Here is a 22,323-nt window from a genome sequence, read left to right as displayed (position 1 = left end):
GTGGCCGAACTCTGGCGGCGCGATGATGCCCGCCCCGGGGGGGGTGGTGGGGCCCATGCAGGCAGGGCAGACCCTGATGTGCAGTGACGGAGTTTGTGCAATCGTGAAAAAGCGTGCAACATCTGTACACAAACACAACGCTTCAGGAGGCAACCATGCCCAAGCATCTTCGGATGGCTCACAAGCTCTGGCTGGCGGTGATTTTGATTGTGGTCATGCTGGTGGCGGTGGTGGGCTTTGCGGCCTACCGGTCTGCCAAGGTACAGGCCCATGCTGATGCGGTGAGCAAAGACATGGAGTCGCGCGTGCAGGCGGCATTGCGCTGGTCGGGTCTTACCGAGACCAATGCCGCCAGAACCCAGGCCCTAATCGTCAGCAGCGACCCGGCCGTCGAAGCCGAGTTCAAGGATGTGATCACGGCCACATCGGCGCAGATCAGCGAAGTGCAAAAGTCGCTGGAATCCATGGCCCTGTCAGAGGCCGACAAGCAGCAGATGGCCAAGATCGCCGCTGCGCGCAAGACCATGATCGACCTGCGCGGCGAGGCCCGCAAACTCAAGAGCGATGGGCAGCAAGAACAGGCTGTGACGTTGATCACCCAGAAGTACAACCCTTCGGTGGCGGCCTACACCACCACGCTGCGTGAGTTCGTTCAGCAGCAGCAGCAAGGCGCCGAGGCCGTTCAGAAGCAGATGGCGGCAGAGCGCATGCTGACGGTCAAGATTGCTGCCGTGGCCGTGGGCCTGCTGCTGCTGGCCATCATTGTGGGTGCCTACTACCTGATCGGCAGCATCCAGCGGCCCTTGGAGCAGGCCAACGGGCTGGCCGAACGCATTGCGGGGGGCGACCTGAGCATGCAGGAATCCGTGACCCGGGGCGACGAGTTTGGCGACCTGCTGCGTTCGCTGTATGCCATGAGCAGCGCCTTGGGTCGCATGGTGCACCAGGTGCGCCAGAGCACCGACAGCATCGCCATCGCCAGCGCCGAGATCGCCACGGGCAACCACGACCTGTCGGCCCGCACCGAGCAGACCTCCAGCAACCTGCAGGAGACGGCGGCCGCCATGGAGCAGTTCACCAGCACCATCCAGCAAAGCGCAGGCAGTGCGCAGCAGGCCAGCAGCCTGGCGGCGGGCGCCACGGGCGTGGCGCGCCGGGGCGGCGAGGTGGTGAACCAGGTGGTGGCCACGATGGAGGACATCAACCACAGCAGCAAGAAGATCGCGGACATCATTGGCGTGATTGATGGCATAGCGTTTCAGACCAACATCCTCGCGCTGAACGCCGCTGTGGAAGCTGCCCGCGCGGGTGAGCAGGGCCGGGGTTTTGCGGTGGTGGCCAGCGAGGTGCGCAGCCTTGCCCAGCGCAGCGCCGAGGCCGCCAAGGAGATCAAGTTGCTCATCAGTGCATCGGTCGAGAAGGTGGAGACGGGCTCGCGCCTGGTGTCGGACGCGGGCACCACCATGACCGACATCGTGCAGTCGGTGCAGCGCGTGACCGACATGATTGGCGAGATCACCGCAGCATCGTCCGAACAGAGTGCGGGGGTGTCGCAGGTCAACAAGGCGATCAGCAACCTTGACCAGATGACGCAGCAGAATGCGGCGCTGGTGGAAGAAAGCGCCGCCGCCGCCCAGAGCCTGCGTGAGCAGGCAGATCACCTGGCGCGCGAGGTGTCCATGTTCAAGGTGAATGCCGCCAGCTATGGGCCCGCGCAGGCGGCCATTGGTGCGGCGCGCGCCACGGCTGCCCAGCGGCCACAGGCACCCGCACGGCCCGCACCGGGTTCTGGTGCGAAGGCACTCCACGGCACGCCCGCTGCGGTGGCCAAGGCTCCGGCTGCAGCGGCCGCTGTTGCCAAGGTATCTGCCGCACCTGCACCCGCCAGCCGCAAGCCCGCGGTGGCCCAGGGATCGGAAGAGGACTGGGAGTCTTTCTGACGCTCTGACAACTGGCAGCCATGGTGTCATGGCGGCTGGGAGGGGCGCATCCGTCACCGCCCAGCGCAGAAAACAAAAAAACCCATGGCAGTCATGCCATGGGTTTTTTTTGGTGAGTGGGGTGGGGTCTGTCAGGCCAGCTCTGCGATCAGCTCGATTTCCACGCAGGCGCCCAGGGGGATCTGCGCCACGCCAAAAGCGCTGCGGGCGTGCACGCCTTTTTCGCCAAAGACCTGGCCCAGCAGTTCGCTGGCACCGTTGGTCACCAGGTGCTGCTCGGTGAAATCACCCGTGGAATTCACCAGGCTCATGACCTTGACGATGCGCTTGACGCGGTTGAGGTCGCCACCACAGGCAGCCTGCAACGTACCCATGAGGTCAATCGCTACCGAGCGTGCAGCTTCCTTGCCTTCTTCGGTGCCGATATCGCGGCCAAACTGCGCGGCCCAGGGCTTGCCGTCCTTGCGTGCGATGTGGCCGGATAGGAACACCAGGTTGCCAGTCTGCACATAGGGCACATAGGCGGCAGCGGGCACCGACACGGGGGGCAGGGTGATGTTGAGTTCTTTCAGCTTGTCGTAAACGCTCATGGTCTTTCCTCGGTTTGGCGTGAAGGTGGATGGCGGGGGCTGGCCGGTGCAGGTGCGCCGGCATGGCCTGCTGGTCAGCGCGGTGGCTTCGCGGTCCGGCGGCACCCGGATGGCCGCGAGTGTTACACAGCCTGGTGTGCAGAATCCAGCGGCCAGCCCCCAGGCATCGCATTAGCATCAGCCCATGCCCGCCATAAGCGCCCCTAATGCCATTTCATCCGCCCCTGGGGGCCTGGATGGCGCCGTGGCCAGCGAAAGCTCCGCGATGGTCGCCGCCGTTCCCTGGCGCTTGCCTGCGTGGCTGCTGGGGGCCGTATTGGGGGCCGCGCTGCAGCTGCAGCAGCCGGTGTTGTGGCCCGGGGTGGTCTACGGGGCGGTTCTGGTGGCGGCGTGTGTGGTGGGCGGGTGCGCGCGGGCAGCGTCCAGACGCAGCAGATGGGGCGCTCATGCTGCCACCGCGCTGGCCGTGGGCGCCGGAGTGCTGGTGATGTTCGCCCTGTGTGGGCTGCGCGCTGTGGACTGTGCGGCCCAGGGCCTCGCGCCCGCGCTGGAGGGCCAGGACATCCGGGTGACCGGCGTGGTGGCGGCCATGCCCCAAACCAACGAGGCTGGCACCCGCATCCGCGTGGACGTGGAGGCCGCGCGCCTGAACGGTGCCCCGGTGACGCTGCCGCCGCGCATCGATGTGGCCTGGTACGGCGGCCCGTTCCGCGATGCGGCCGGAACCTTGGACCTGCAGCGTCCACCGCCCGCCCTGAAAGCCGGCGACCGCTGGGCGTTGACGGTGCGTCTGAAGGCGCCGCACGGGCTGCGCAACCCCCATGGTTTTGACTACGAGTTGTGGATGTGGGAGCAGGGCGTGCAGGCCACAGGCTACGTGCGTGCAGGGCCCAAGGACGAGCCGCCGGAGTTTGTGGCTGCAACCTGGCTGCATCCGGTGGAGCGGGTGCGGCAGTCGGTGCGCGATGCGATCCTGGAGCGCCTGGCGGGCGATCAGGATGGCAGTGACCCGGCCCGCACGCGCGTTGCGGGCGTGGTGGCGGCTTTAGTGACGGGTGACCAGCGCGCCATTGACCGTGCCGATTGGGATGTGTTCCGCGCCACGGGCGTGGCTCACCTCATGAGCATCTCCGGGCTTCACATCACCTTGTTTGCCTGGCTGGCCGCGCTGGTGGTGGGTGCCCTGTGGCGGCGTTCCACCCGGCTGTGCCTGGCGGTGCCCGCGCCCTCCGCAGCACTGGCCGCCGGGGTGGTGCTGGCGGCAGCCTACGCGCTGTTCAGCGGCTGGGGCGTGCCTGCACAGCGCACGGTGATCATGCTGGCGGCCATTGCCGTGCTGCAGCTCAGCGGCCGCCGCTGGCCCTGGCCGCAGGTGTGGCTGTGGGCGTGTGCGGCCGTGGTGGTGGCAGACCCGTGGGCGTTGGCGCAGGCGGGCTTTTGGCTGAGCTTTGTGGCGGTGGGTATTCTGTTTGCTACTAATTCAATAGCTGGTAGCGCTTATCCATCCAGCGCTAGGCGCCATTTTTATGCTTTGATTCGGGAGCAGTGGGTGGTGACGCTGGCGCTCACGCCCCTGACCCTGCTGCTGTTTGGCCAGGTGTCGGTGGTGGGTTTTGCCGCCAACCTGGTGGCGATTCCCTGGGTCACCCTGGTGGTCACCCCGCTGGCGTTGGGCGGCGTGCTGTGGGCGCCCTTGTGGAGCCTGGCCGCCCTCAGTTTGCAGCCGCTGGCAGCCCTGCTGCAATGGCTGGCGTTGTGGCCCTGGGCCGTGGTCTTCCTGCCTGCCGCGCCGTTGTGGGCGGGCATGCTGGCCGTGGCCGGAGGCGCGCTGCTGGCCACGCGCCTGCCCTGGCGGCTGCGGCTGCTGGCATTTCCCCTCCTGTGGCCCGCGCTGTGGTGGCAGCCGGTGCGCCCGGCGGCAGGGCAGTTTGAACTGCTGGCCGCAGACATCGGCCAGGGCAATGCGGTGCTGGTGCGCACCGCCACCCACACGCTGCTGTACGACGCAGGGCCGCGTTTCAGCCGCGAGAGCGACGCGGGCCACCGTGTGCTGGTGCCGCTGCTGCGGGCACTGGGGGAGCGCGTGGACACCCTCATGCTCAGCCACCGCGATGCAGACCACACTGGCGGTGCGGCCGCGGTGCTGGCGCAGCAGCCGCATGCGGAGTTGGTGGGCTCGATCGAGGCGGAGAACACCTTGCAGGCCCTGCGTCCAGTCCAGCCCTGCGTGGCGGGCCAGCGCTGGGAGTGGGATGGTGTGGCCTTCGAAGTGCTGCACCCGCAGCCGGACGACGCGGCGGGGCGCAACGTGCGCCCCAATGCGCTGAGCTGTGTGCTGCGCATCACCTCCGCCGGGCCGCAGGGCGTGTCGGCCTTGCTGGTGGGCGACATCGAAGCCCCGCAGGAACAGGCCCTGCTGGCGCGCGGTGCGGCGCTCCAGGCCGACCTGCTGCTGGTGCCCCACCACGGCAGCAAGACATCGTCGTCCCCGGCGTTTCTGGATGCCGTCCAGCCGCGCACCGCTTTGGTGCAAGCCGGGTACCGCAATCGCTTTGGCCATCCAGCCCCGCAGGTGTTGCAGCGCTATCGCCTTCGCGACATCGAAGTGGTGGAGTCTTCGCGCTGCGGCGCCGCGACCTGGGCCTCTGTCAAACCCGCAGCGATAGGGTGTGAACGCGATGCGGGCCGACGCTACTGGCAGCACCAGATGGCGCCCCGGGCGGACTCAGCAGGCGCGATGCCGTAGTGCCACCAGGGGCCGTTTGCAGAGTGTGGGCGCGCAACTTGCTATCCTGTCTTCAGGAGGCCAGTTCATGCAGAAATTTGACGAGATGTACGCCATGCTGCCTTTTGATGGCAGCGATGTGCGGGAACACTACAAGCGCTACGCGCAGTGGTTGAGCAAACAGCCCCCTGATGTGATGCAGGCCCGCAGGGCCGAAGCCGAGATGATCTTCCGGCGCGTGGGCATTACCTTCGCCGTTTACGGCGCAAAGGACGAGGGCGGCGCGGGCAATGAACGGTTGATTCCGTTTGACCTGATTCCGCGCATCATTCCGGCCCATGAGTGGAGCAGCATGCAGCAGGGGCTGGTGCAGCGGGTCACGGCGCTCAATCGCTTCATCCACGACGTGTACCACGGCCAGGACATCATCCGCGCCGGCATCGTGCCCGCCGACCTCATCCTCAACAACGCGCAGTACCGGCCCGAGATGGCCGGGTTGCATGTACCGCAGAACATCTACGCGCACATTGCCGGCATCGACATCGTGCGCGCGCCCAACGCGCAGGGCGAGGGCGAGTACTACGTGCTGGAAGACAACCTGCGCGTGCCCAGCGGCGTGAGCTACATGCTGGAAAACCGCAAGATGATGATGCGGCTCTTCCCCGAGCTGTTCAGCCTGCACAAGGTGGCGCCCGTGGCCCACTACCCCGACATGCTGCTCGAAACCCTGCGCGCCAGCGCGCCCGCAGCGGCCGACGAGCCCACGGTGGTGGTGCTCACGCCCGGCATGCACAACAGCGCGTACTTCGAACATGCCTTCCTCGCGCAGCAGATGGGCGTGGAGCTGGTCGAAGGGCAGGACCTCGTCGTCAAGGACAAGTTCGTCTACATGCGCACCACGCGCGGCCTGCAGCGGGTGGACGTGATCTACCGCCGGGTGGACGACGACTTCCTCGATCCGCAGGTCTTCCGCCGCAACTCCACGCTGGGCTGCCACGGTCTCATGGAGGCCTACCGCGCAGGCAACGTGGGCATCTGCAACGCCGTGGGAACGGGCGTGGCCGACGACAAGTCGGTGTACCCCTACGTGCCCGAGATGATCCGCTTCTACCTGGGGCAGGAGCCCATCCTCAAGAACGTGCCCACGTGGATGTGCCGCAAGCAGGAGGATCTCCAGTATGTGTTGGCCAATCTGAAGGACCTGGTCGTGAAGGAAGTGCACGGCGCGGGTGGCTACGGCATGCTGATCGGCCCGGCCGCCACGCAGGCCGAGATCGAGGACTTCCGCCGTGCGCTGCTGGCCAACCCGGCGGGCTACATCGCCCAGCCCACGCTCAGCCTGTCGAGCTGCCCGACCTATGTGGAAAGCGGCATCGCCCCGCGCCACATCGACCTGCGCCCCTTCGTGCTCAGCGGCCGCGAGGTGCAGATGGCCGCAGGGGGCCTCACGCGCGTGGCACTGCAAGAGGGCTCGCTGGTGGTGAATTCGTCGCAGGGCGGCGGCACCAAGGACACCTGGGTGCTGGGCGAGGGTGCGCCTGCCGCGCAACCCAAGGCCGTGCAATCCCAGTCGCAATCGCAATCCCAGGGCCAGTCGCAAAGTCAATCGCAAGGGAGCCTCTGAACATGCTGAGCCGCACCGCCGACCATCTGTTCTGGATGTCCCGCTACACCGAGCGGGCTGAAAAGCCCCATGCCATGGGGCTTTCGACACAACACCGCGTGCGTGCGCAGCACGTGCGGGGTTCTCAGCCCTGCTCGATCAAGGAGGCCGCATGCTGAGCCGAACCGCCGACCATCTGTTCTGGATGTCCCGCTACACCGAGCGGGCTGAGAACACAGCAAGAATGCTCAATGTGAGCTACGAGACCTCCCTGTTGCCCCAGGCTGCCGATGTGGCGCAGAAAGGCTGGGAGGGCCTGCTGTCCATCAGCGAGCTGATTCCTGCCTACACCGCCAAGCATGGCGAAGTGACGCCCGCCAACGTGCTGGAGTTCATGGTGCACGATGGCAACAACCCGTCGTCCATCCTGTCGTGCCTGCGTGCCGCGCGCGAGAACGCGCGGGCCGTGCGCGGTGCGTTGACCACCGAGGTGTGGGAAACGCAGAACCAGACCTGGCTGGAGCTGCACCGCCAGCTGGAAGGCGGCGCCTTTGAGCGCGACCCAGGCCAGTTCTTTGAATGGGTGAAGTACCGCTCGCACCTCTCACGCGGTGTGGTGCTCGGCACGATGCTGCAGGACGAGGCGTTTCACTTTTTGCGCATGGGCACCTTCCTGGAGCGCGCGGACAACACCGCGCGCCTGCTGGATGTGAAGTTCCACGCGGTCAAGAACGACTTCTTCGGCCGCCCCAGCGACCGCAACCAGGAGAGCGACTTCTACCACTGGAGCGCCATCCTGCGCAGCGTGTCGGCGTTCGAGGTGTACCGCAAGGTCTACCGCGATGTGATCACGCCGGGGCGCGTGGCCGACCTGCTGATCCTGAGCCGCGATATGCCCCGATCGCTGCACGCCTGCCTGCGCGAGGTGGTGGACAACCTGGCCGTGCTGGCCAACGGGCAGTCCGCCGAAACCAGCCGCAGGGCAGGGCGCTTGCTGGCCGACCTGCAGTACGGTCGCATCGACGAGATCCTGGCCACGGGCCTGCACGCGTTCCTCACGCAGTTCCTGGACCGGGTCAACGACCTGGGTGGCGGCATCAGCCGCGATTTTCTGGTGACGTCCGGCGATTGAAAACCAGCATGGCCGCGCCATGCAAGGCCAGCCCCGCTGCGTAGGGAATGAGCGGTGCCCAGGGAGAGCCCAGCCAGGCTCTTGCCTGCGCGCCACGCAGCCAGTCGGGCATCACTGCGCCCCAAGGGGCGTGCAGGCTCGTCTGCAGAAACCCATAGGTCGTCAGCCCCAGACCTACAGTCGCACCCAGAGCGATGCCGTAGGCCACCGGCAGCTTGCGGCGACCCGCCATGGCCATGAAGGCTGCACTGAAGAAAACCCCCAAGAACATGGTGGCCAGCCACGCCACGGGCCACCATCCTGCATCACCCCTTCCGGACTGAGCCGCCAGCAAAGCATTGAACCCACCGATGACGCCCAGCGTCAGCAGGGGGACCAGAAAATTGCGATACCGTGCGCTCAGCCGTGCCGAATACGCATTCGGGGTTGGCGATGCTTGGGGCGTGGTAGCGCGCATTGCCAGTCATTCTTGCGCGTTGCGCCGCTGGTCGCGCAGCATGAAGAGGTAAAGGCTCTCGACCTTCTCACGTGCCCAGGGGGTTTTGCGCAAAAACTTGAGGCTGGAGCCCACGCTGGGGTCGATCTGAAAGCAGCGGATGGGGATCTGTCGGCCCAGCTCGTCCCAGCCAAAATAGTCTGCCAGGCCCACTACCATGGCTTCCAGCGTTACGCCGTGCAGGGGGTTGCGGGGCTGTTTGGCAGAAGCTGCTGGAGGTGTGGGCTCAGCAGCTTGCGCGGTGTGGCCGCCCTCGGTGGTGCGCGCGTCAGGGGTGGGGGTGGACTCGGTAGCGTTCATGGGCCCAAGCATAAAGGCCCCTGCCCGCCTTTGTGGAATGCCTTCACTGCGTGCGTTGCAGGTGGGTCTCGCGCTGAAACAGCTCGGCCGCCCAGTCCACAAACGCACGCACCTTGGCGCTCAGGTGGCGGTTGGGTGGATACACCACGTACACAGGCAGTGGCGGCTGGGTCCACTCGGGCATCAGCCGCACCAGGGCGCCATTTTGCAGGTGTTGTTGCGCCTGGTAGCTGGTGATCTGCCCGATACCTAGCCCCGCCAGCACGGACGTCACATAGGCATTGGCTTCATTCACGCTCAACTGGTAGGGACCCGTGATGTCGATGGATTCGGAGCCCTTGACGAACTCCAGCGGGTAGTGCCGGCCGCTTTGCGGAGAAAAATAGATCACGCTGGCGTGTTTTTCCTCAATCTCCAGCGGATGGGTGGGCGTGCCCTTGCGCGCCAGATAGTCGGGCGATGCCACCGTGATGAACTCCAGGTTGCCCACCCGCCGCGCCACCAGCGACTGGTCGCTGAGCTCGCCACCGCGAATCACGCAGTCCACGTTGTCTCCGATCAGGTCCACGATGCGGTCGCTCACCCCCAGGTCCACCTGGATGTCCGGGTACCGCGCATGAAACTCTGCCAGGTTCGGAATGATGAGCAGCTGTGCCACCGACGTGCCGACATCGATGCGCAGGCGACCGCGCGGATTGGCGCGTGCATTGGTCATGCTGGCCTCAATGTCATCCAGGTCGGTCAGCAGCCGGACGGTGCGGTCGTAGTAGGCGGCGCCGTCGGGCGTCACTGTCACGCGCCGCGTGGTGCGGTTGAGCAGCTTTACGCGCAGACGCTCCTCCAGCGCCTGCACATGCTTGGTCACGGTGGCTTTGGGCAGCGATAGCGAATCCGCTGCCCGGGTAAACGTGCCGGCCTCCACCACCCGCACGAATATGCGCATGGCCTGTATTTGGTCCATGGCTTCTCCTTGAATCTGGAACGTCAGCACCCACCAGTGGGTGCTGCGGAATTCTCACACGGGCACTGCCATTTGATTGTTGAGCTTTTGGAAACAGTGCGGTGGTGTTTGACCTGTTTATCTGAAAGGCCCGAGCCACTACATTTCATCCATCGTCAATCCAATGGGTACATGCCATGCAGCCCGACCAGCCGTCCTCGCTATCTTCCACATTGCCACCCGTTGCCAAACCCACCGAAGGGGGCAAGGCTGCCTCCGTGTGCTCCGACTCCACTATTGAAGTGACCAAGGGGCAGGATGTGGCCGTGCGCATGTATGGGCGCAAGAAGACGGGCCAGGCGTCGCCGGTGGTGGTGCATTTTCATGGAGGCGCATTTACCTCGGGGGGGCTGGACAACGGCTGCACCGTGGCCTCGCTGCTGGAAGGTGTGGGGGCCGTTGTGGTGTCGGTGGCGTACCCGCTCACCCCGTTCCCGCAGCCGGTGGACACGGGCTACGACGTGCTCAAGTGGGTGCACCGCAACCGCACCAAGCTCGGCGGGCAAGGTGCACTGGTCTACCTGGCGGGTGAAGAAGCGGGCGGCAATCTGGCAGCGGCTGTGGGGCTGATGGCGCGCGACCAGTCGCACCCGCCGCTGGCCGGGCAGATCCTGCTCTCGCCCATGCTGGACCCGTGTGTGGGCACAGCCTCGCTGCGCGAAGCCACGGGCAATGCCACTGGCTGCAAATGGGCCGAAGGCTGGCGCAATTTTCTGCGTTGCCCGCGCGATGCCGAGCACCCCTATGCAGTGCCTGCCGCAGCACACCGTCTGGCCGGCTTGCCCCCTACGCTGGTGCTGGTGGGCGACACCGACCCCATGCACGATGAGGCACTGGCCTATGCCGCCCGGCTGGAGGCGGCGGGCCTGCAGGTGACCCGCCATGTTTTCTCGAAAACGGCGCAGTGGCCCGATGCCTTGCTGCAAACCGGCCCCCACGAATGCCCTTGCGCAACCGGTGCGCAGGAACAGTTCCGCCTGTTCTTTGAAGCCACCCGATGTCCGGTGCCTTCCTGAGACCCTGAACCCGGCAAGGCTGTCTCCAGAAAGTCATTGACCTCAACTTTGGTTGAGGTTTGATACTGCGGCCTTACCGCCAACCACCTGGTTATCAACGCTGATTTTTCCGGCCCACACGTGCCGGAGGGAGAAGCTTTGCCCACGTATTTCTGCACGCCGGGCCCATCAGGGCGCAGACGGCGGGCAGGTGCCATTGATGTCAACGATACATACGGAGGAAATCACACCATGAACAACCCGTTGGGCGACTTGCGTGTCCGCAGCCACGGCTGTCACAACACACAGTGTTGCCGCGTCTTCTGACGTCGGTTCTCAGTGTCCCGGCGGTGTGCTGCCGGGGCCTTGACTTTGCCACGGTGTCATTGCCGAGACTGCCCATCTGCCCACGGTTGTGACACCTTTTTTGATTCTTGTCGGCACAACGCCACCTACCGGGGCGCGGCAGAAAACCTCCACTGGCTCGCTCCACAAGGGCGGCCTTAACGATTGAAACGACCATGAACTCCAATCCTCTCTCCAAGAGCCGCCCGCTGGGCCTGGCCACCCTTGCCACTGCTGTGACGGCCACCGTGGCCGCCATCATCCTTGTGTTCCAGGCGCCCGCCGCCCAGGCCGATGGCACCCCTGCTGCGCCCCCGGCCATGCCGGTGTCGGTGGCGGCCGTGCTCCAAAAAGACATCGCCCTGTGGGACGAGTTCTCCGGCCGGCTCGAAGCCGTGCAGCGCGTGGACGTGCGCCCGCGCGTCTCGGGCGCCGTGCAGGCCGTGCACTTCCGCGAAGGCTCGCTGGTCAAGCAGGGCGAGCTGCTCGTGACGGTGGACCCCGCCCCTTACGCTGCCGAGGTGGACCGCGCCGAAGCCCAGGTGGTGGCTGCACAGGCACGCGTGTCGTACACCCGCAGCGAACTGGAGCGCGCCACGCGCCTGCTCGAAGAAAAAGCCATTGCCCAGCGCGAACATGACGAACGCCTGAATGCCCAGCGCGAGGCCGATGCCAACCTGCGCGCCGCCCAGGCCGCGCTGCAGACCGCCAAGCTGAACCTGGGCTACACCCAGGTGCGCGCCCCGGTGGCGGGCCGTGTGGGCCGCATCGAAGTCACCGTGGGCAACCTGGTGGCGGCCGGTCCGGGCGCTCCCGTGCTGACCACGCTGGTTTCCGTGAGCCCCATCTACGCGAGCTTCGACACCGATGAGCAGATCGTGGTGAAGGCCCTGGCCGACCTGCAAAGCGGCCAGCGCGGCAACAGCGCTCGCCAGCTCATCGAGCGCATCCCCGTGCAGATGGGCACCGGCACCACGGGTGGCACGCCGCACGCCGGTCGCTTGCAGCTCATCGACAACCAGGTCGATGCCAAGAGCGGCACCGTGCGCGTGCGAGCCGTGTTCGACAACGAAGACGGCTCGCTCATCCCCGGTCAGTTCGCCCGCATCCGCATGGGCCAAGCGCGCAACACCCAGGCGCTGCTCATCAACGAACGTGCCGTGGGCACCGACCAGAACAAGAAGTTCGTGATGGTGGTGGGCGAGGGCAACAAGGCCGAATACCGTGAGGTCACCCTAGGTGCGCCGATTGACGGCCTGCGCGTGGTCACGTCGGGTCTGAAGGCGGGCGAGAACATCGTCGTCAACGGCCTGCAGCGCGTGCGCCCCGGTGCCGTGGTGGCGCCGCAGCCTGTCCCCATGACCGCCAAGGCCGAGATTGCGGGTGATCGCAAGGAAGCCAAGAACGCAGCCAAGTCGCCAGCCGCCTGAGCGCGCTGGACACCAGGAATTTGCATCCATGAACCTATCCCGTTTTTTCATCGACCGCCCCATCTTTGCCGGGGTGCTGTCGGTGCTCATCTTCCTCGGGGGGCTCATCGCATTGCGCGGTCTGCCCATCTCCGAATACCCTGAAGTCGCGCCGCCCTCGGTGGTGGTGCGCGCGCAGTACCCGGGCGCCAACCCCAAGGTGATCGCCGAGACCGTGGCCACGCCGCTGGAGGAGTCCATCAACGGCGTGGAAGGCATGCTCTACATGGGCAGCCAGGCCACCACCGACGGCGTGATGACGCTGACGGTGACCTTTGCCCTCGGCACCGACCCCGACAAGGCCCAGCAGCTGGTGCAAAACCGCGTCTCGCAGGCCGAGCCGCGCCTGCCCGAGGAAGTGCGCCGCCTGGGCGTGACCACGGTGAAGAGCGCGCCGGACCTGACCATGGTGGTCCACCTGGTCTCGCCCAACAACCGCTACGACATCGACTACCTGCGCAACTACGCGGTGCTCAATGTGAAGGACCGCCTCGCGCGCATCGGCGGCGTGGGCCAGGTGCAGATCTTCGGCGGCGGCGACTACTCCATGCGTGTGTGGCTCGACCCGCAAAAGGTCGCGCAGCGCGGCCTGTCGGCCAGCGACGTGGTGACCGCCATCCGCGGTCAGAACGTGCAGGCGGCCGCCGGCGTGGTGGGCGCATCGCCCGGCCTGCCCGGCGTGGACCTGCAACTGTCCATCAACGCCCAGGGCCGCCTGCAGACCGAAGAAGAGTTCGGCGACATCATCGTCAAGACCGGTGCGGACGGTGCGGTGACGCGCCTGCGCGACATCGCCCGCCTGGAGCTGGGCGCGGCCGACTACTCGCTGCGCTCGCTGCTCAACAACGACCCTGCCGTGGGCATGGGCGTGTTCCAGGCGCCGGGCTCCAACGCGCTGGACATTTCGTCCAACGTGCGCAAGACCATGGACGAGATCCAGAAGAACATGCCTGAAGGCGTGGAGTACCGCATTGCGTACGACCCCACGCAGTTTGTGCGTGCGTCGATCAAGTCGGTCATCCACACGCTGCTCGAAGCCATCGCCCTCGTGGTGCTGGTCGTGATCCTGTTCCTGCAGACATGGCGCGCGTCCATCATCCCGCTGCTGGCTGTGCCAGTGTCGGTGGTGGGTACGTTTGCGGTGCTGCACCTGCTGGGCTTCTCGATCAACGCCTTGAGCCTGTTCGGCCTGGTGCTGGCCATCGGCATCGTGGTGGATGACGCCATCGTGGTGGTGGAGAACGTCGAGCGCAACATCGAGGCGGGATTGACCCCGCGCGAAGCCACCTACCGCGCCATGCGCGAAGTCTCCGGCCCCATCATTGCCATCGCACTGGTGCTGGTGGCGGTGTTCGTGCCGCTGGCTTTCATCAGCGGGCTCACGGGCCAGTTCTATCGCCAGTTTGCGGTGACCATCGCGATCTCCACGGTGATCTCGGCGATCAACTCGCTGACGCTGTCGCCAGCGCTGTCAGCACTGCTGCTCAAGGGCCACAACGAGCCCAAGGACGCGCTCACGCGCGGCATGGACAAGGTGTTTGGCAGCCTGTTCCGCGGCTTCAACCGCCTGTTCCACCGTGGCTCCGAGGCCTACAGCGGCGGCGTCAAGCGCGTGATCGGCCGCAAGGCGCTGATGTTCGTGATCTACCTCGCGCTGGTGGGGGCCACCATGGGCCTGTTCAAGATCGTGCCCGGCGGCTTCGTGCCCGCGCAGGACAAGCAGTACCTGATCGGCTTTGCGCAGTTGCCCGACGGCGCCACGCTGGACCGCACCGAGAACGTGATCCGCCGCATAGGCGAGATCATGAAGGAGAACCCCAACGTCGAAGACGCGATTGCCTTCCCGGGCCTGTCGATCAACGGCTTCACCAACAGCTCCAACGCCGGCATCGTGTTCGCCACGCTCAAGCCCTTTGCCGAGCGTACCCGCGCCGACCAGAGCGGCGGCGCCGTGGCAGGCCAGCTGAACCAGGCCTTTGGCAGCATTCAGGACGCGTTCATCGCCATGTTCCCGCCACCCCCGGTGGCGGGCCTGGGCACCACGGGAGGCTTCAAGCTGCAGATCGAAGACCGTGCCTCGCTGGGCTACGAAGCCATGGACGGCGCCGTGAAGGCCTTCATGGCCAAGGCCTACCAGACGCCCGAGCTGACCGGCATCTTCAGTAGCTGGCAGGTCAATGTGCCGCAGCTGTACGCCAACATCGACCGCACCAAGGCACGCCAGCTCGGCGTGCCCGTGACGGACATCTTCGACACGCTGCAGATCTACCTGGGCAGCCTCTATGCCAACGACTTCAACCAGTTCGGCCGCACCTACAGCGTACGCGTACAGGCCGATGCGGCCTACCGCGCGCGGGCTGAGGATGTGGGCCTGCTCAAGGTGCGCTCTGCCACCGGCGAGATGGTGCCCCTGTCGGCGCTGATGAAGATGGAGCCGAGCTTCGGCCCCGAACGCGCCATGCGCTACAACGGCTACCTGGCTGCCGATGTGAACGGCGGCCCTGCGCCCGGCTACTCGTCGGGCCAGGCGCAGGCAGCCATCGAGCGCATCGCCAAGGAGACGCTGCCCCAGGGCATCACCTTCGAGTGGACCGAGCTGACCTACCAGGAAATCCTGGCGGGCAATTCTGCCGTGCTGGTGTTCCCGCTGGCCATCCTGCTGGTGTTCCTGGTGCTGGCCGCGCAGTACGAAAGCCTCACGCTGCCGATCGCCATCATCCTGATCGTGCCCATGGGCATCCTGGCGGCCATGACCGGCGTGTGGCTGAGCAACGGCGACAACAACGTGTTCACGCAGATCGGGCTCATCGTGCTGGTGGGGCTATCGGCCAAGAACGCGATCCTGATCGTGGAGTTTGCGCGCGAGCTGGAGTTTGCCGGGCGCACGCCCGTGCAGGCCGCCATCGAGGCCAGCCGCCTGCGGCTGCGCCCCATCCTGATGACCTCGCTGGCCTTCGTCATGGGTGTCCTGCCGCTGGTGCTGTCCACCGGTGCCGGCGCCGAGATGCGCAGCGCCATGGGTGTGGCGGTGTTCTCCGGAATGATCGGGGTGACGGCCTTCGGCCTGTTCCTCACGCCCGTGTTCTACGTGCTGCTGCGCAAGCTGGCGGGTAATCGCCCGCTGGTGGAGCATGGCGCGCATGTGGCGCCCATCTCGCAGGCGCCCCACGGTGGTGGCATGGGTCAGCCGGTGCTGGCCGCGCCCCGCAAGGAGCACGAATGATGCCCACGACCACAACGACCTTTGTGGCCCTGAATGCTCGCTCCACGATGTCTACGCTGCCGGGTGCAGCGGGTGCATTGGCTGGGGCAGGAGACCAACCATGACCGATCTGCTACTGAAGAACAACTCCACCGACAGCGCCCTTGCAGCGCGCAAGCGCAGCCTGCTGGCGCCCCTGGCTGCCGCCCTGGTGCTGGCCGGTTGCATAACCCAGCCTGTGGCCCCCGCGCCGCATGCGGGTGTGCCCGTGCCCGCCAGCTTCACGGCAGGGGGCGACGCGCTGCCCGCCGCCCCTTGGACGGTGGCAGCCCCCGCCGAGGCGCAGCCACGCGGCGAGTGGTGGCTGGGCTTTCAAGACCCGGTGCTGGCCGACCTGGTGCAGCGTGCGGGCCAGGCCAACACCAGCATCCAGCAGGCCGCCGCGCGGCTGGCCGAAGCGCGCACGCTGCTGCGTTCTGCCGAAGCCGCGCGCTCGGTGCAAGTGGGCGCCTCGGCGGGCGTTGCACGCCAGGCCGGTGCCAACAGCACGGGCAGCGTGGTGCCATCCACGCTGGGCACGGCGGGGCTCAATGCTTCGTACGAGCTGGACCTGTTCGGCCGCCTCTCGCAAACCAGCGACGCCGCACGCCTCGACGCCGACACGCGCGAGGCCTTGCTCCAGAGCACGCGCCTCATGGTGCAGGCCGATGTGGCGCAAACCTACCTGCAACTGCGCGCCGTGCAGGCCGAGCAGGTGCTGGTGCAAGAGAGTCTGGCCGCTTACCAGGACACCCTGCGCCTGACACAGCGCCGCCTGCAAGCCGGCGATGTGGCCGAGCTGGACGTGGCCCGTGTGCAGACCGAGGTGGCGGCCACCGAGTCCGATGCCCTGGGCTTGCAGCGCCAGCAGGCCTTGCTGACCAACGCGCTGGCTGTGCTGGCCGGCGAGGTGGCCAGCGGCTTTGTGCTGCCGCCCGCAACGGGCGATGCCGCGTTGCCGGTGATTCCGCCGGGCGTGCCCGGCACGGTGCTGGCGCGCCGGCCCGATGTGTCGGCCGCGCAAACTGCCGTGCTGGCCGCGCAGGCACGCGTGGGCGTGGCGCAGAAGGCGTGGTTCCCGGCCGTCACGCTCACCGGCAATGCGGGGCATGCGTCGCCAGAGCTGGGTGACCTGTTCAAGTGGTCGGCCCGTGCTTGGGGCGTGAGTGCGCTGTTGTCGCTGCCGATCTTTGACGGCGGCCAGCGCGATGCACAGATCGAGGGCGCCAAGGCCCGCCTGGAGGCTGCGCTGGCGGACCATCGGGGGCAGGTGCTCAACGCGTTTCGTGACGTTGAGGACCAGTTGACCTCGCTGCGCTTGTTGTCTGGCCAGGCCGAGGCGCAAGGGCGTGCGGTGACTGCGGCGCGGCGGGCCACGCAGTTGTCGGATGTGCGGTATCGCAATGGCTTGGTGAGTCAGCTGGAGTTGCTGGACGCGCGGCGCAGCGAATTGCGCAATCGGCGGCAGGAGTTGCAGGTGCGGACGGCGCAGTATGTGGCGACGGTGGGGTTGATTCGGGCGCTTGGAGGCGGGTGGGGGGATCAGCCTGCTGTGAAGGTGGCGCAGGTGTCGCAGTAGTTTTTTTGAGTGATTTTGGCTGCTGGCGCTTATCTATAAAGCGCTGGCAGCTATTGTTTTTGTAGTTCTTTGTTCTTGGGGACCCGTTCGGCCTGAGCTTGTCGAAGCCTTGGCGTGCTGGTTTGAAAAGCATGCTGGGGTTGAGGGCGGAGGCCGGGAGTCGCCCGGCGTGCGAGTAACTTTCTTTTGCTTCGCCAAGAGGGTGTAGAAGAAATAAATTAAAATCCTGTCGCACTGACCAAGCAGGAGCAATGCAATGGCAAAGACAGGCCGACCGCCCGTGATATCCACTGGGGAGTACGCAGCCTTGCGCGAGGTAGTGCGCGACAACCCCCAGGCGACACTGCCGGAGTTGGCCCTGGTCTGGGGCGAACGCATGGGCCGCAACGCCCCCAGCACAGTGACCCTGCGTGCAGCGCTCAAGGCCGCTGGGTTACAGCGGACACGACCCAAGCAGCAACTGGCACGCGCCAACCCCCAGCAGCCTGGCACCCGCTACGGCTACACCGCCCTGCATCGCCCCAGCAGCGACTCGGGCATGGCCCTTGCCCTCACAGACGCTGAATGGGCACTGGCCCAGGACTTGTTCGAACCAGAGCCCGGCGCGCGAGGTCGGCCTGCAACGTACTCTCGACGCAGCGTGGTTGAAGCGTGCTGCTACGTGCTGCGCACCGGCTCGTCCTGGCGCAACCTGCCCACCCAGATCTATCCTCCCTGGCAGTCGGTGCAAAAAGCCTTTGTACGCTGGGCCCGTCAAGGCAAGTTTGAAGCGCTGCACGAGCGTCTGCGCCAGCAGTGGCGGCAACGTGTGGAGCGCGCAGAGCAGCCCAGTGAAGCCGTGATCGACTCCCAATCCAACCGTGGCAGCCCTCAGGGCGGAACGCTGGGCTTTGATGCGGGCAAGAAGGTTCAAGGGCGCAAGCGCCATCTGGTCGTGGATACGCTGGGATTGCTGCTGGCGGTGGTGGTCACCAGCGCCGCTGTACCGGACCGCGCAGCGGCTGGGCAAGCAGTGGCACAGGCGTGCGCACGCACAGGCGGGTCGTTGAAGGTGTTGTGGGCCGACAGTGCATATGCCGGGCAATGTGCTCAGGAGATCGAAAAGGTGCACCGGGTGCAGGTGCAGATAGTGCGAAACAGTGGCCGTCACCGTTGGGATGACGCTCAGCAATCGTTGTGGAGCGAAGAGCAGCCGGTGGCCATGCCCAAGAAGCGTTGGGTGGTGGAGCGCACCCATGCATGGCTGGAGCGTAACCGAAGGCTTGTGATGCACCATGATCGCAAGCCGTTCTATGCGCAGGCATGGGTGTGGCTGGCGCAGGCGCGGATGCTGCTGGGGCGGTTGAGATAGATTTCTTCTACACCCTCCAAAGAAAAGTAAGCCAAAGAAAGGCGACCCCCAGTCTGCGGCCCCTGCGCTTCGCTACGGGGCAAACCTGCGTCGGGGCGGTTGCGGGGTGCGCCGTGGAACTCGCTTTGCTGCTGCGCAGCGCCGCTCGGACAACCACGGCGAGTCAGTTAACAAGGCATGGGCGCTTCGACGCCCATGCCACCCCGCAACCGCCCCGCCGCAGGCGCAGCCAGCAGGGGTGGGGCAGCAGAACATCCGAACAGCCAAACTGCCCTTCGGGCCATCGCTGCGCTCGGCCCTGCCGTCGCAGCGCGTGGCGCTTGCGCCCGCGAGATGGGGCCGAGCGAAGCAATGGCCCGTGTGGATGTCCGCTCCCCCGGGTTCCCTTCTGGATGCGCCTGGGGCGCGCAGGGCGCGGGGTGGCATGCGCGTCGGAGCGCGCATGCTTCGTGATCTGACTCACCGCAGTTGTTCGAGCGGAGCGCCAAAGGCGCGCAGCGAGTTCTGCGGTGCACCCCGTGACCGAGCACCCCAGGTTGCCCCGCAGCGCAGCGAAGGGGTCGCAGACAGCAGGGTCGCCCTTTCTTTGGTTCCTTTCTTTCGGCGACGCGAAAGAAAGGGACTCGCCCGCCGGGGCGACATCCCGGCCTCTGCCCTCAACCCAAGCACGCCGCCCAAACTAGAGAACGAGCTTCCACCGGCTCCGACAAGCTCAGCGCGAACGGGAAGGAGAGCCCCAATAACTATAAAAACAATAGCTGCTAGCGCTTATTCCAAAAGCGCCAGCAGCCAAAATCGTTCAAAAATCCCTTTCCATCACCCCTTCAACCACCCCCTCAACCTCCCCACCCCTTCCCCCAACCTCCCCACATCCCGGCTCGCAAAACACCACCGCAACCACCCCTGTGCCTCGCCCCCAAACGCACTGCCCGGCGCCAACCCCAGCCCCGCCTCCCGTACCAACCGCTTGGCCAGTGGCAAACACTCGTCATGCCCGTCGATGTGGAAGAACGCATACATGCCCCCACGTGGCGTGGCCACCGACACCCCCGGCACCTCGGCCAGCAGCGGCACCAGCGTGTCCCGGCAGGTCTTCAGATGCGCCACCAGCGCAGGCGTCACCTCCTCCGTGCGCTGCAGCGCCACCGTGGCTCCGCGCTGCACAAACACCGGCGCGCACGAGGTGTTGAACTCGATCAGCTTGCCCACCGCGTGCGTCAGTGACGGCGGTAACACCAGCCACCCAAGGCGCCAGCCGGTCATCAAAAAGCTCTTGGAAAAGCTGTGCGTCACGATCAGCCGGTCCTCGGGCTCAGCCACGTCCAGAAAGCTCGGGGCCGCGCCATTGGCCGTGTCGCCCGCGTAGTACAGCCGCTCGTACACCTCGTCCGCCAAAATCCACGTGCCCGTGCGGCGGCAGTGCGCCAGGATGGTGGCTTGCTCCTCGCGCGTCAGCGTCCAGCCTGTGGGATTGTTGGGCGCGTTGACCACCAGCAGGCGCGTGCCGGGCGTGATGGCGGCCAGCAGCGCGTCCATGTCCAGGCGCCATGCGCCGTGTGCGTCGGCCACCAGCGGCACGGTGCGCACCTGCGCGCCCAGAATGCGCGGCTGCGCCACCAGGTTGGGCCACACGGGCGTCACCAGCACCACCTCGTCGCCCGCGTCCACCAGCGCCTGCACGGCCACCATCAGGCCGTTCACGCCGCCGGATGTCACTGCGATGCGGTCGAACCACGCATCGGTGTGCTGCTGCGGGTGCAGGCCGTGCATGTAGCCCGCAATCGCGTGGCGCAGTTCGGGCAGGCCCAGGTTGTGGGCGTAAAAGGTCTCGCCCTTTTGCAGCGACGCAATGGCCGCGTCGCGGATGAAATCGGGCGTCACCTCGTCGCTCTCGCCGAACCAGAACTTCAGCACATCGCTGCGCCCCAGGCCCTCGTTGGCCACTTCGCGGATGCGCGACTCTTCGAGGCTTTGGACTACTTCTCGCATGCAATCTCCTTGAAATACACAGCCATCATCGCAGGCGTATAGTCGTTTTTTTGATTTTTTCACCACCTTGGCTGACCAACCAACGCTCATGACCTATCCCAACACCCAGCTCTTCATCGCAGGCCAGTGGCAAGACGCCGCCGAAGGCAAGACCCTTGCCGTGTTCAACCCCGCCACGGGCAAGGAAATCGGCCGCGTGGCCCATGCCACCAAGGTCGATCTGGACCGTGCGCTGGACGCCGCACAAAAGGGCTTTGAAGCCTGGCGTGACATGCCTGCCGCCGAGCGCGCCAAGACCATGCGCCGCGCGGCGGCCCTGATGCGCGAGCGCGCCGAGGCCATTGCCGCCATCATGGTGCAAGAGCAGGGCAAGCCCCTGGCGGAGGCCAAGGTCGAGACCATGGCGTCTGCCGACATCATCGAATGGTTTGCCGACGAGTCGCTGCGCGTGTATGGCCGCATCGTGCCCTCGCGCAACCTCAAGGCCACGCAGATGGTGCTGAAGGACCCTGTGGGCCCCGTGGCGGCCTTCACGCCCTGGAACTTCCCCATCAACCAGGTGGTGCGCAAGCTGGCCGCCGCGCTGGGTGCCGGTTGCTCCATCTTGGTCAAGGCGCCTGAAGAAACCCCCGCCAGCCCGGCCGAGCTGATCCGCGCGTTTGCCGATGCCGGTGTGCCCGCAGGCACCGTGGGCCTAGTCTATGGCGACCCCGCTGAAATCTCCAGCTACCTGATCCCGCACCCCATCATCCGCAAGGTCACGTTCACCGGCTCCACGCCCGTGGGCAAGCAGCTGGCCGCGCTGGCGGGCAAGCACATGAAGCGCGTGACGATGGAGCTGGGCGGCCACGCCCCGGTCATCATTGCGGAAGACGCCGACCTGGAACTGGCCATCAAGATCGGCAGCGGGGCCAAGTTCCGCAACGCAGGCCAGGTCTGCATCTCGCCCACCCGCTATCTGGTGCACGAGAGCATCCGTGCCGACTTCGTGGCTGCCTTCGCCAAGTACGCGCAGGGCCTGAAGGTGGGCGATGGCCTCACGGCCGGCACGCAGATGGGCCCGCTGGCCAACCCCCGCCGCATCACGGCGATGGCCGACCTGATGGCCGACGCCGTGCAGCAGGGCGCCACGCTGGTGACGGGTGGCGAGCGCATCGGCACCGAAGGTAACTTCTTCCAGCCCACGGTGCTGAACGACGTGCCCCTGTCGGCCCGCATCGTGAACGAAGAGCCCTTTGGCCCCGTGGCCGCGATTCGCGGGTTCGAGAAGATTGAAGACGCCATTGCCGAAGCCAATCGCCTGCCGTTTGGCCTGGCCGGTTATGCCTTCACTTCGTCGCTGAAGAACGCGCACCTGTTGGCGCAGCGCCTGGAAGTGGGCATGTTGTGGATCAACCAGGCCGCCGCGCCCGCAGCCGAGCTGCCGTTTGGCGGGTTGAAAGATTCGGGCTATGGCTCGGAAGGCGGCCCCGAGGCCATCGAGGCGCACCTGAACACGCGCCTGGTCTCGATCATGAACGTGTAAGGACGAAACGCCGGAGAGCTGGCGCGGCTGGACTGTCGCGCGC

At 66.2% G+C, this 22,323-nt stretch carries 16 protein-coding genes; 11 read left to right on the top strand and 5 right to left on the bottom strand.

What is annotated here, in order from left to right; translation table 11 throughout:
* The first annotated feature begins 155 nt into the window (after positions 1 to 155).
* Positions 156 to 1,940 carry a methyl-accepting chemotaxis protein gene (locus tag ACT89O_RS17125; protein WP_218300628.1) on the top strand — a complete coding sequence of 595 codons (1,785 nt, stop codon included), beginning with the start codon at positions 156 to 158 and terminating at the stop codon, positions 1,938 to 1,940.
* A 131-nt stretch (positions 1,941 to 2,071) separates the two neighbouring features.
* Here ACT89O_RS17125 and ACT89O_RS17120 read toward each other — a convergent pair whose 3' ends face one another.
* On the bottom strand, positions 2,072 to 2,530 hold the full coding sequence (locus tag ACT89O_RS17120; RefSeq protein WP_121505846.1) for a RidA family protein: 459 nt from the start codon (positions 2,528 to 2,530) through the stop codon (positions 2,072 to 2,074).
* 265 nt (positions 2,531 to 2,795) lie between these two features.
* Between ACT89O_RS17120 and ACT89O_RS17115 the strand changes: the two genes are divergently transcribed.
* The 4 genes from ACT89O_RS17115 to ACT89O_RS17100 all read left to right on the top strand — a co-directional run bounded on the left by ACT89O_RS17115 (position 2,796) and on the right by ACT89O_RS17100 (position 7,990).
* Positions 2,796 to 5,276 carry a DNA internalization-related competence protein ComEC/Rec2 gene (locus ACT89O_RS17115; RefSeq protein ID WP_487262877.1) on the top strand — a complete coding sequence of 827 codons (2,481 nt, stop codon included), beginning with the start codon at positions 2,796 to 2,798 and terminating at the stop codon, positions 5,274 to 5,276.
* 67 nt (positions 5,277 to 5,343) lie between these two features.
* Positions 5,344 to 6,879: a circularly permuted type 2 ATP-grasp protein gene (locus tag ACT89O_RS17110; RefSeq protein ID WP_218300629.1), complete on the top strand. Its 1,536-nt coding sequence runs from the start codon at positions 5,344 to 5,346 to the stop codon at positions 6,877 to 6,879.
* A 2-nt stretch (positions 6,880 to 6,881) separates the two neighbouring features.
* Positions 6,882 to 7,037, top strand: coding sequence for an alpha-E domain-containing protein (locus ACT89O_RS17105; RefSeq protein ID WP_228899455.1), 156 nt, complete (start codon positions 6,882 to 6,884; stop codon positions 7,035 to 7,037).
* Positions 7,031 to 7,990 (top strand): alpha-E domain-containing protein, encoded by a 960-nt coding sequence (locus ACT89O_RS17100; protein WP_055400923.1) that lies wholly within the window; start codon positions 7,031 to 7,033, stop codon positions 7,988 to 7,990. The genes ACT89O_RS17105 and ACT89O_RS17100 overlap by 7 nt, the downstream gene beginning before the upstream one ends.
* On the opposite strand, the gene ACT89O_RS17095 is transcribed toward ACT89O_RS17100, so the two are convergent.
* The 3 genes from ACT89O_RS17095 to ACT89O_RS17085 are packed head-to-tail and all read right to left on the bottom strand — an operon-like array spanning position 7,956 to position 9,747.
* Positions 7,956 to 8,447, bottom strand: a complete 492-nt coding sequence (locus ACT89O_RS17095; protein WP_487260679.1) for a hypothetical protein — start codon at positions 8,445 to 8,447, stop codon at positions 7,956 to 7,958. The two genes, ACT89O_RS17100 and ACT89O_RS17095, sit on opposite strands and share 35 nt — an antisense overlap.
* A gap of 6 nt (positions 8,448 to 8,453) precedes the next feature.
* Complete coding sequence (locus ACT89O_RS17090) at positions 8,454 to 8,786, bottom strand: VF530 family protein (RefSeq protein WP_228899459.1); 333 nt, start codon at positions 8,784 to 8,786, stop codon at positions 8,454 to 8,456.
* A 43-nt stretch (positions 8,787 to 8,829) separates the two neighbouring features.
* On the bottom strand, positions 8,830 to 9,747 hold the full coding sequence (locus ACT89O_RS17085; RefSeq protein WP_055400927.1) for a LysR family transcriptional regulator: 918 nt from the start codon (positions 9,745 to 9,747) through the stop codon (positions 8,830 to 8,832).
* Positions 9,748 to 9,923: 176 nt separating this feature from the next.
* Here ACT89O_RS17085 and ACT89O_RS17080 point away from each other — a divergent pair, with 176 nt between their 5' ends.
* The 5 genes from ACT89O_RS17080 to ACT89O_RS17060 all read left to right on the top strand — a co-directional run bounded on the left by ACT89O_RS17080 (position 9,924) and on the right by ACT89O_RS17060 (position 18,766).
* Positions 9,924 to 10,802 (top strand): alpha/beta hydrolase, encoded by an 879-nt coding sequence (locus tag ACT89O_RS17080; RefSeq protein WP_176886528.1) that lies wholly within the window; start codon positions 9,924 to 9,926, stop codon positions 10,800 to 10,802.
* 500 nt (positions 10,803 to 11,302) lie between these two features.
* Positions 11,303 to 12,556: an efflux RND transporter periplasmic adaptor subunit gene (locus ACT89O_RS17075; RefSeq protein WP_487260678.1), complete on the top strand. Its 1,254-nt coding sequence runs from the start codon at positions 11,303 to 11,305 to the stop codon at positions 12,554 to 12,556.
* Between the two features lie 28 nt (positions 12,557 to 12,584).
* The gene (locus ACT89O_RS17070) at positions 12,585 to 15,818 is read left to right on the top strand and encodes an efflux RND transporter permease subunit (protein ID WP_487260677.1); all 3,234 of its coding nucleotides are present in this window, start codon (positions 12,585 to 12,587) and stop codon (positions 15,816 to 15,818) included.
* A 100-nt stretch (positions 15,819 to 15,918) separates the two neighbouring features.
* Complete coding sequence (locus tag ACT89O_RS17065) at positions 15,919 to 17,415, top strand: efflux transporter outer membrane subunit (protein ID WP_487260676.1); 1,497 nt, start codon at positions 15,919 to 15,921, stop codon at positions 17,413 to 17,415.
* Positions 17,416 to 17,671: 256 nt separating this feature from the next.
* Complete coding sequence (locus tag ACT89O_RS17060) at positions 17,672 to 18,766, top strand: IS5 family transposase (RefSeq protein WP_487260675.1); 1,095 nt, start codon at positions 17,672 to 17,674, stop codon at positions 18,764 to 18,766.
* A gap of 816 nt (positions 18,767 to 19,582) precedes the next feature.
* Here the strand turns inward: ACT89O_RS17060 and ACT89O_RS17055 are convergent.
* Entirely contained in the window at positions 19,583 to 20,755 is a 1,173-nt protein-coding gene (locus ACT89O_RS17055) for a pyridoxal phosphate-dependent aminotransferase (protein ID WP_487260674.1), read from the bottom strand.
* Positions 20,756 to 20,843: 88 nt separating this feature from the next.
* On the opposite strand from ACT89O_RS17055, the gene ACT89O_RS17050 reads away from it, so the two are divergent.
* The gene (locus ACT89O_RS17050) at positions 20,844 to 22,280 is read left to right on the top strand and encodes an NAD-dependent succinate-semialdehyde dehydrogenase (RefSeq protein ID WP_487262876.1); all 1,437 of its coding nucleotides are present in this window, start codon (positions 20,844 to 20,846) and stop codon (positions 22,278 to 22,280) included.
* Positions 22,281 to 22,323 lie beyond the last annotated feature (43 nt).

The organism is Acidovorax sp. NN32 (assembly GCF_057597245.1).
The sequence above is the reverse complement of the archived record's forward strand: the minus strand, read 5'-3'. Positions and strand labels throughout refer to the sequence as shown.

Bases quoted from the DNA above. Each gene is read 5' to 3' on its own strand.
- ACT89O_RS17125 (WP_218300628.1), top strand. From the start codon at position 156: ATGCCCAAGCATCTTCGGATGGCTCACAAGCTCTGGCTGGCGGTGATT.
- ACT89O_RS17120 (WP_121505846.1), bottom strand. From the start codon at position 2,530: ATGAGCGTTTACGACAAGCTGAAAGAACTCAACATCACCCTGCCCCCC.
- ACT89O_RS17115 (WP_487262877.1), top strand. From the start codon at position 2,796: ATGGTCGCCGCCGTTCCCTGGCGCTTGCCTGCGTGGCTGCTGGGGGCC.
- ACT89O_RS17110 (WP_218300629.1), top strand. From the start codon at position 5,344: ATGCAGAAATTTGACGAGATGTACGCCATGCTGCCTTTTGATGGCAGC.
- ACT89O_RS17105 (WP_228899455.1), top strand. From the start codon at position 6,882: ATGCTGAGCCGCACCGCCGACCATCTGTTCTGGATGTCCCGCTACACC.
- ACT89O_RS17100 (WP_055400923.1), top strand. From the start codon at position 7,031: ATGCTGAGCCGAACCGCCGACCATCTGTTCTGGATGTCCCGCTACACC.
- ACT89O_RS17095 (WP_487260679.1), bottom strand. From the start codon at position 8,447: ATGCGCGCTACCACGCCCCAAGCATCGCCAACCCCGAATGCGTATTCG.
- ACT89O_RS17090 (WP_228899459.1), bottom strand. From the start codon at position 8,786: ATGAACGCTACCGAGTCCACCCCCACCCCTGACGCGCGCACCACCGAG.
- ACT89O_RS17085 (WP_055400927.1), bottom strand. From the start codon at position 9,747: ATGGACCAAATACAGGCCATGCGCATATTCGTGCGGGTGGTGGAGGCC.
- ACT89O_RS17080 (WP_176886528.1), top strand. From the start codon at position 9,924: ATGCAGCCCGACCAGCCGTCCTCGCTATCTTCCACATTGCCACCCGTT.
- ACT89O_RS17075 (WP_487260678.1), top strand. From the start codon at position 11,303: ATGAACTCCAATCCTCTCTCCAAGAGCCGCCCGCTGGGCCTGGCCACC.
- ACT89O_RS17070 (WP_487260677.1), top strand. From the start codon at position 12,585: ATGAACCTATCCCGTTTTTTCATCGACCGCCCCATCTTTGCCGGGGTG.
- ACT89O_RS17065 (WP_487260676.1), top strand. From the start codon at position 15,919: ATGACCGATCTGCTACTGAAGAACAACTCCACCGACAGCGCCCTTGCA.
- ACT89O_RS17060 (WP_487260675.1), top strand. From the start codon at position 17,672: ATGGCAAAGACAGGCCGACCGCCCGTGATATCCACTGGGGAGTACGCA.
- ACT89O_RS17055 (WP_487260674.1), bottom strand. From the start codon at position 20,755: ATGCGAGAAGTAGTCCAAAGCCTCGAAGAGTCGCGCATCCGCGAAGTG.
- ACT89O_RS17050 (WP_487262876.1), top strand. From the start codon at position 20,844: ATGACCTATCCCAACACCCAGCTCTTCATCGCAGGCCAGTGGCAAGAC.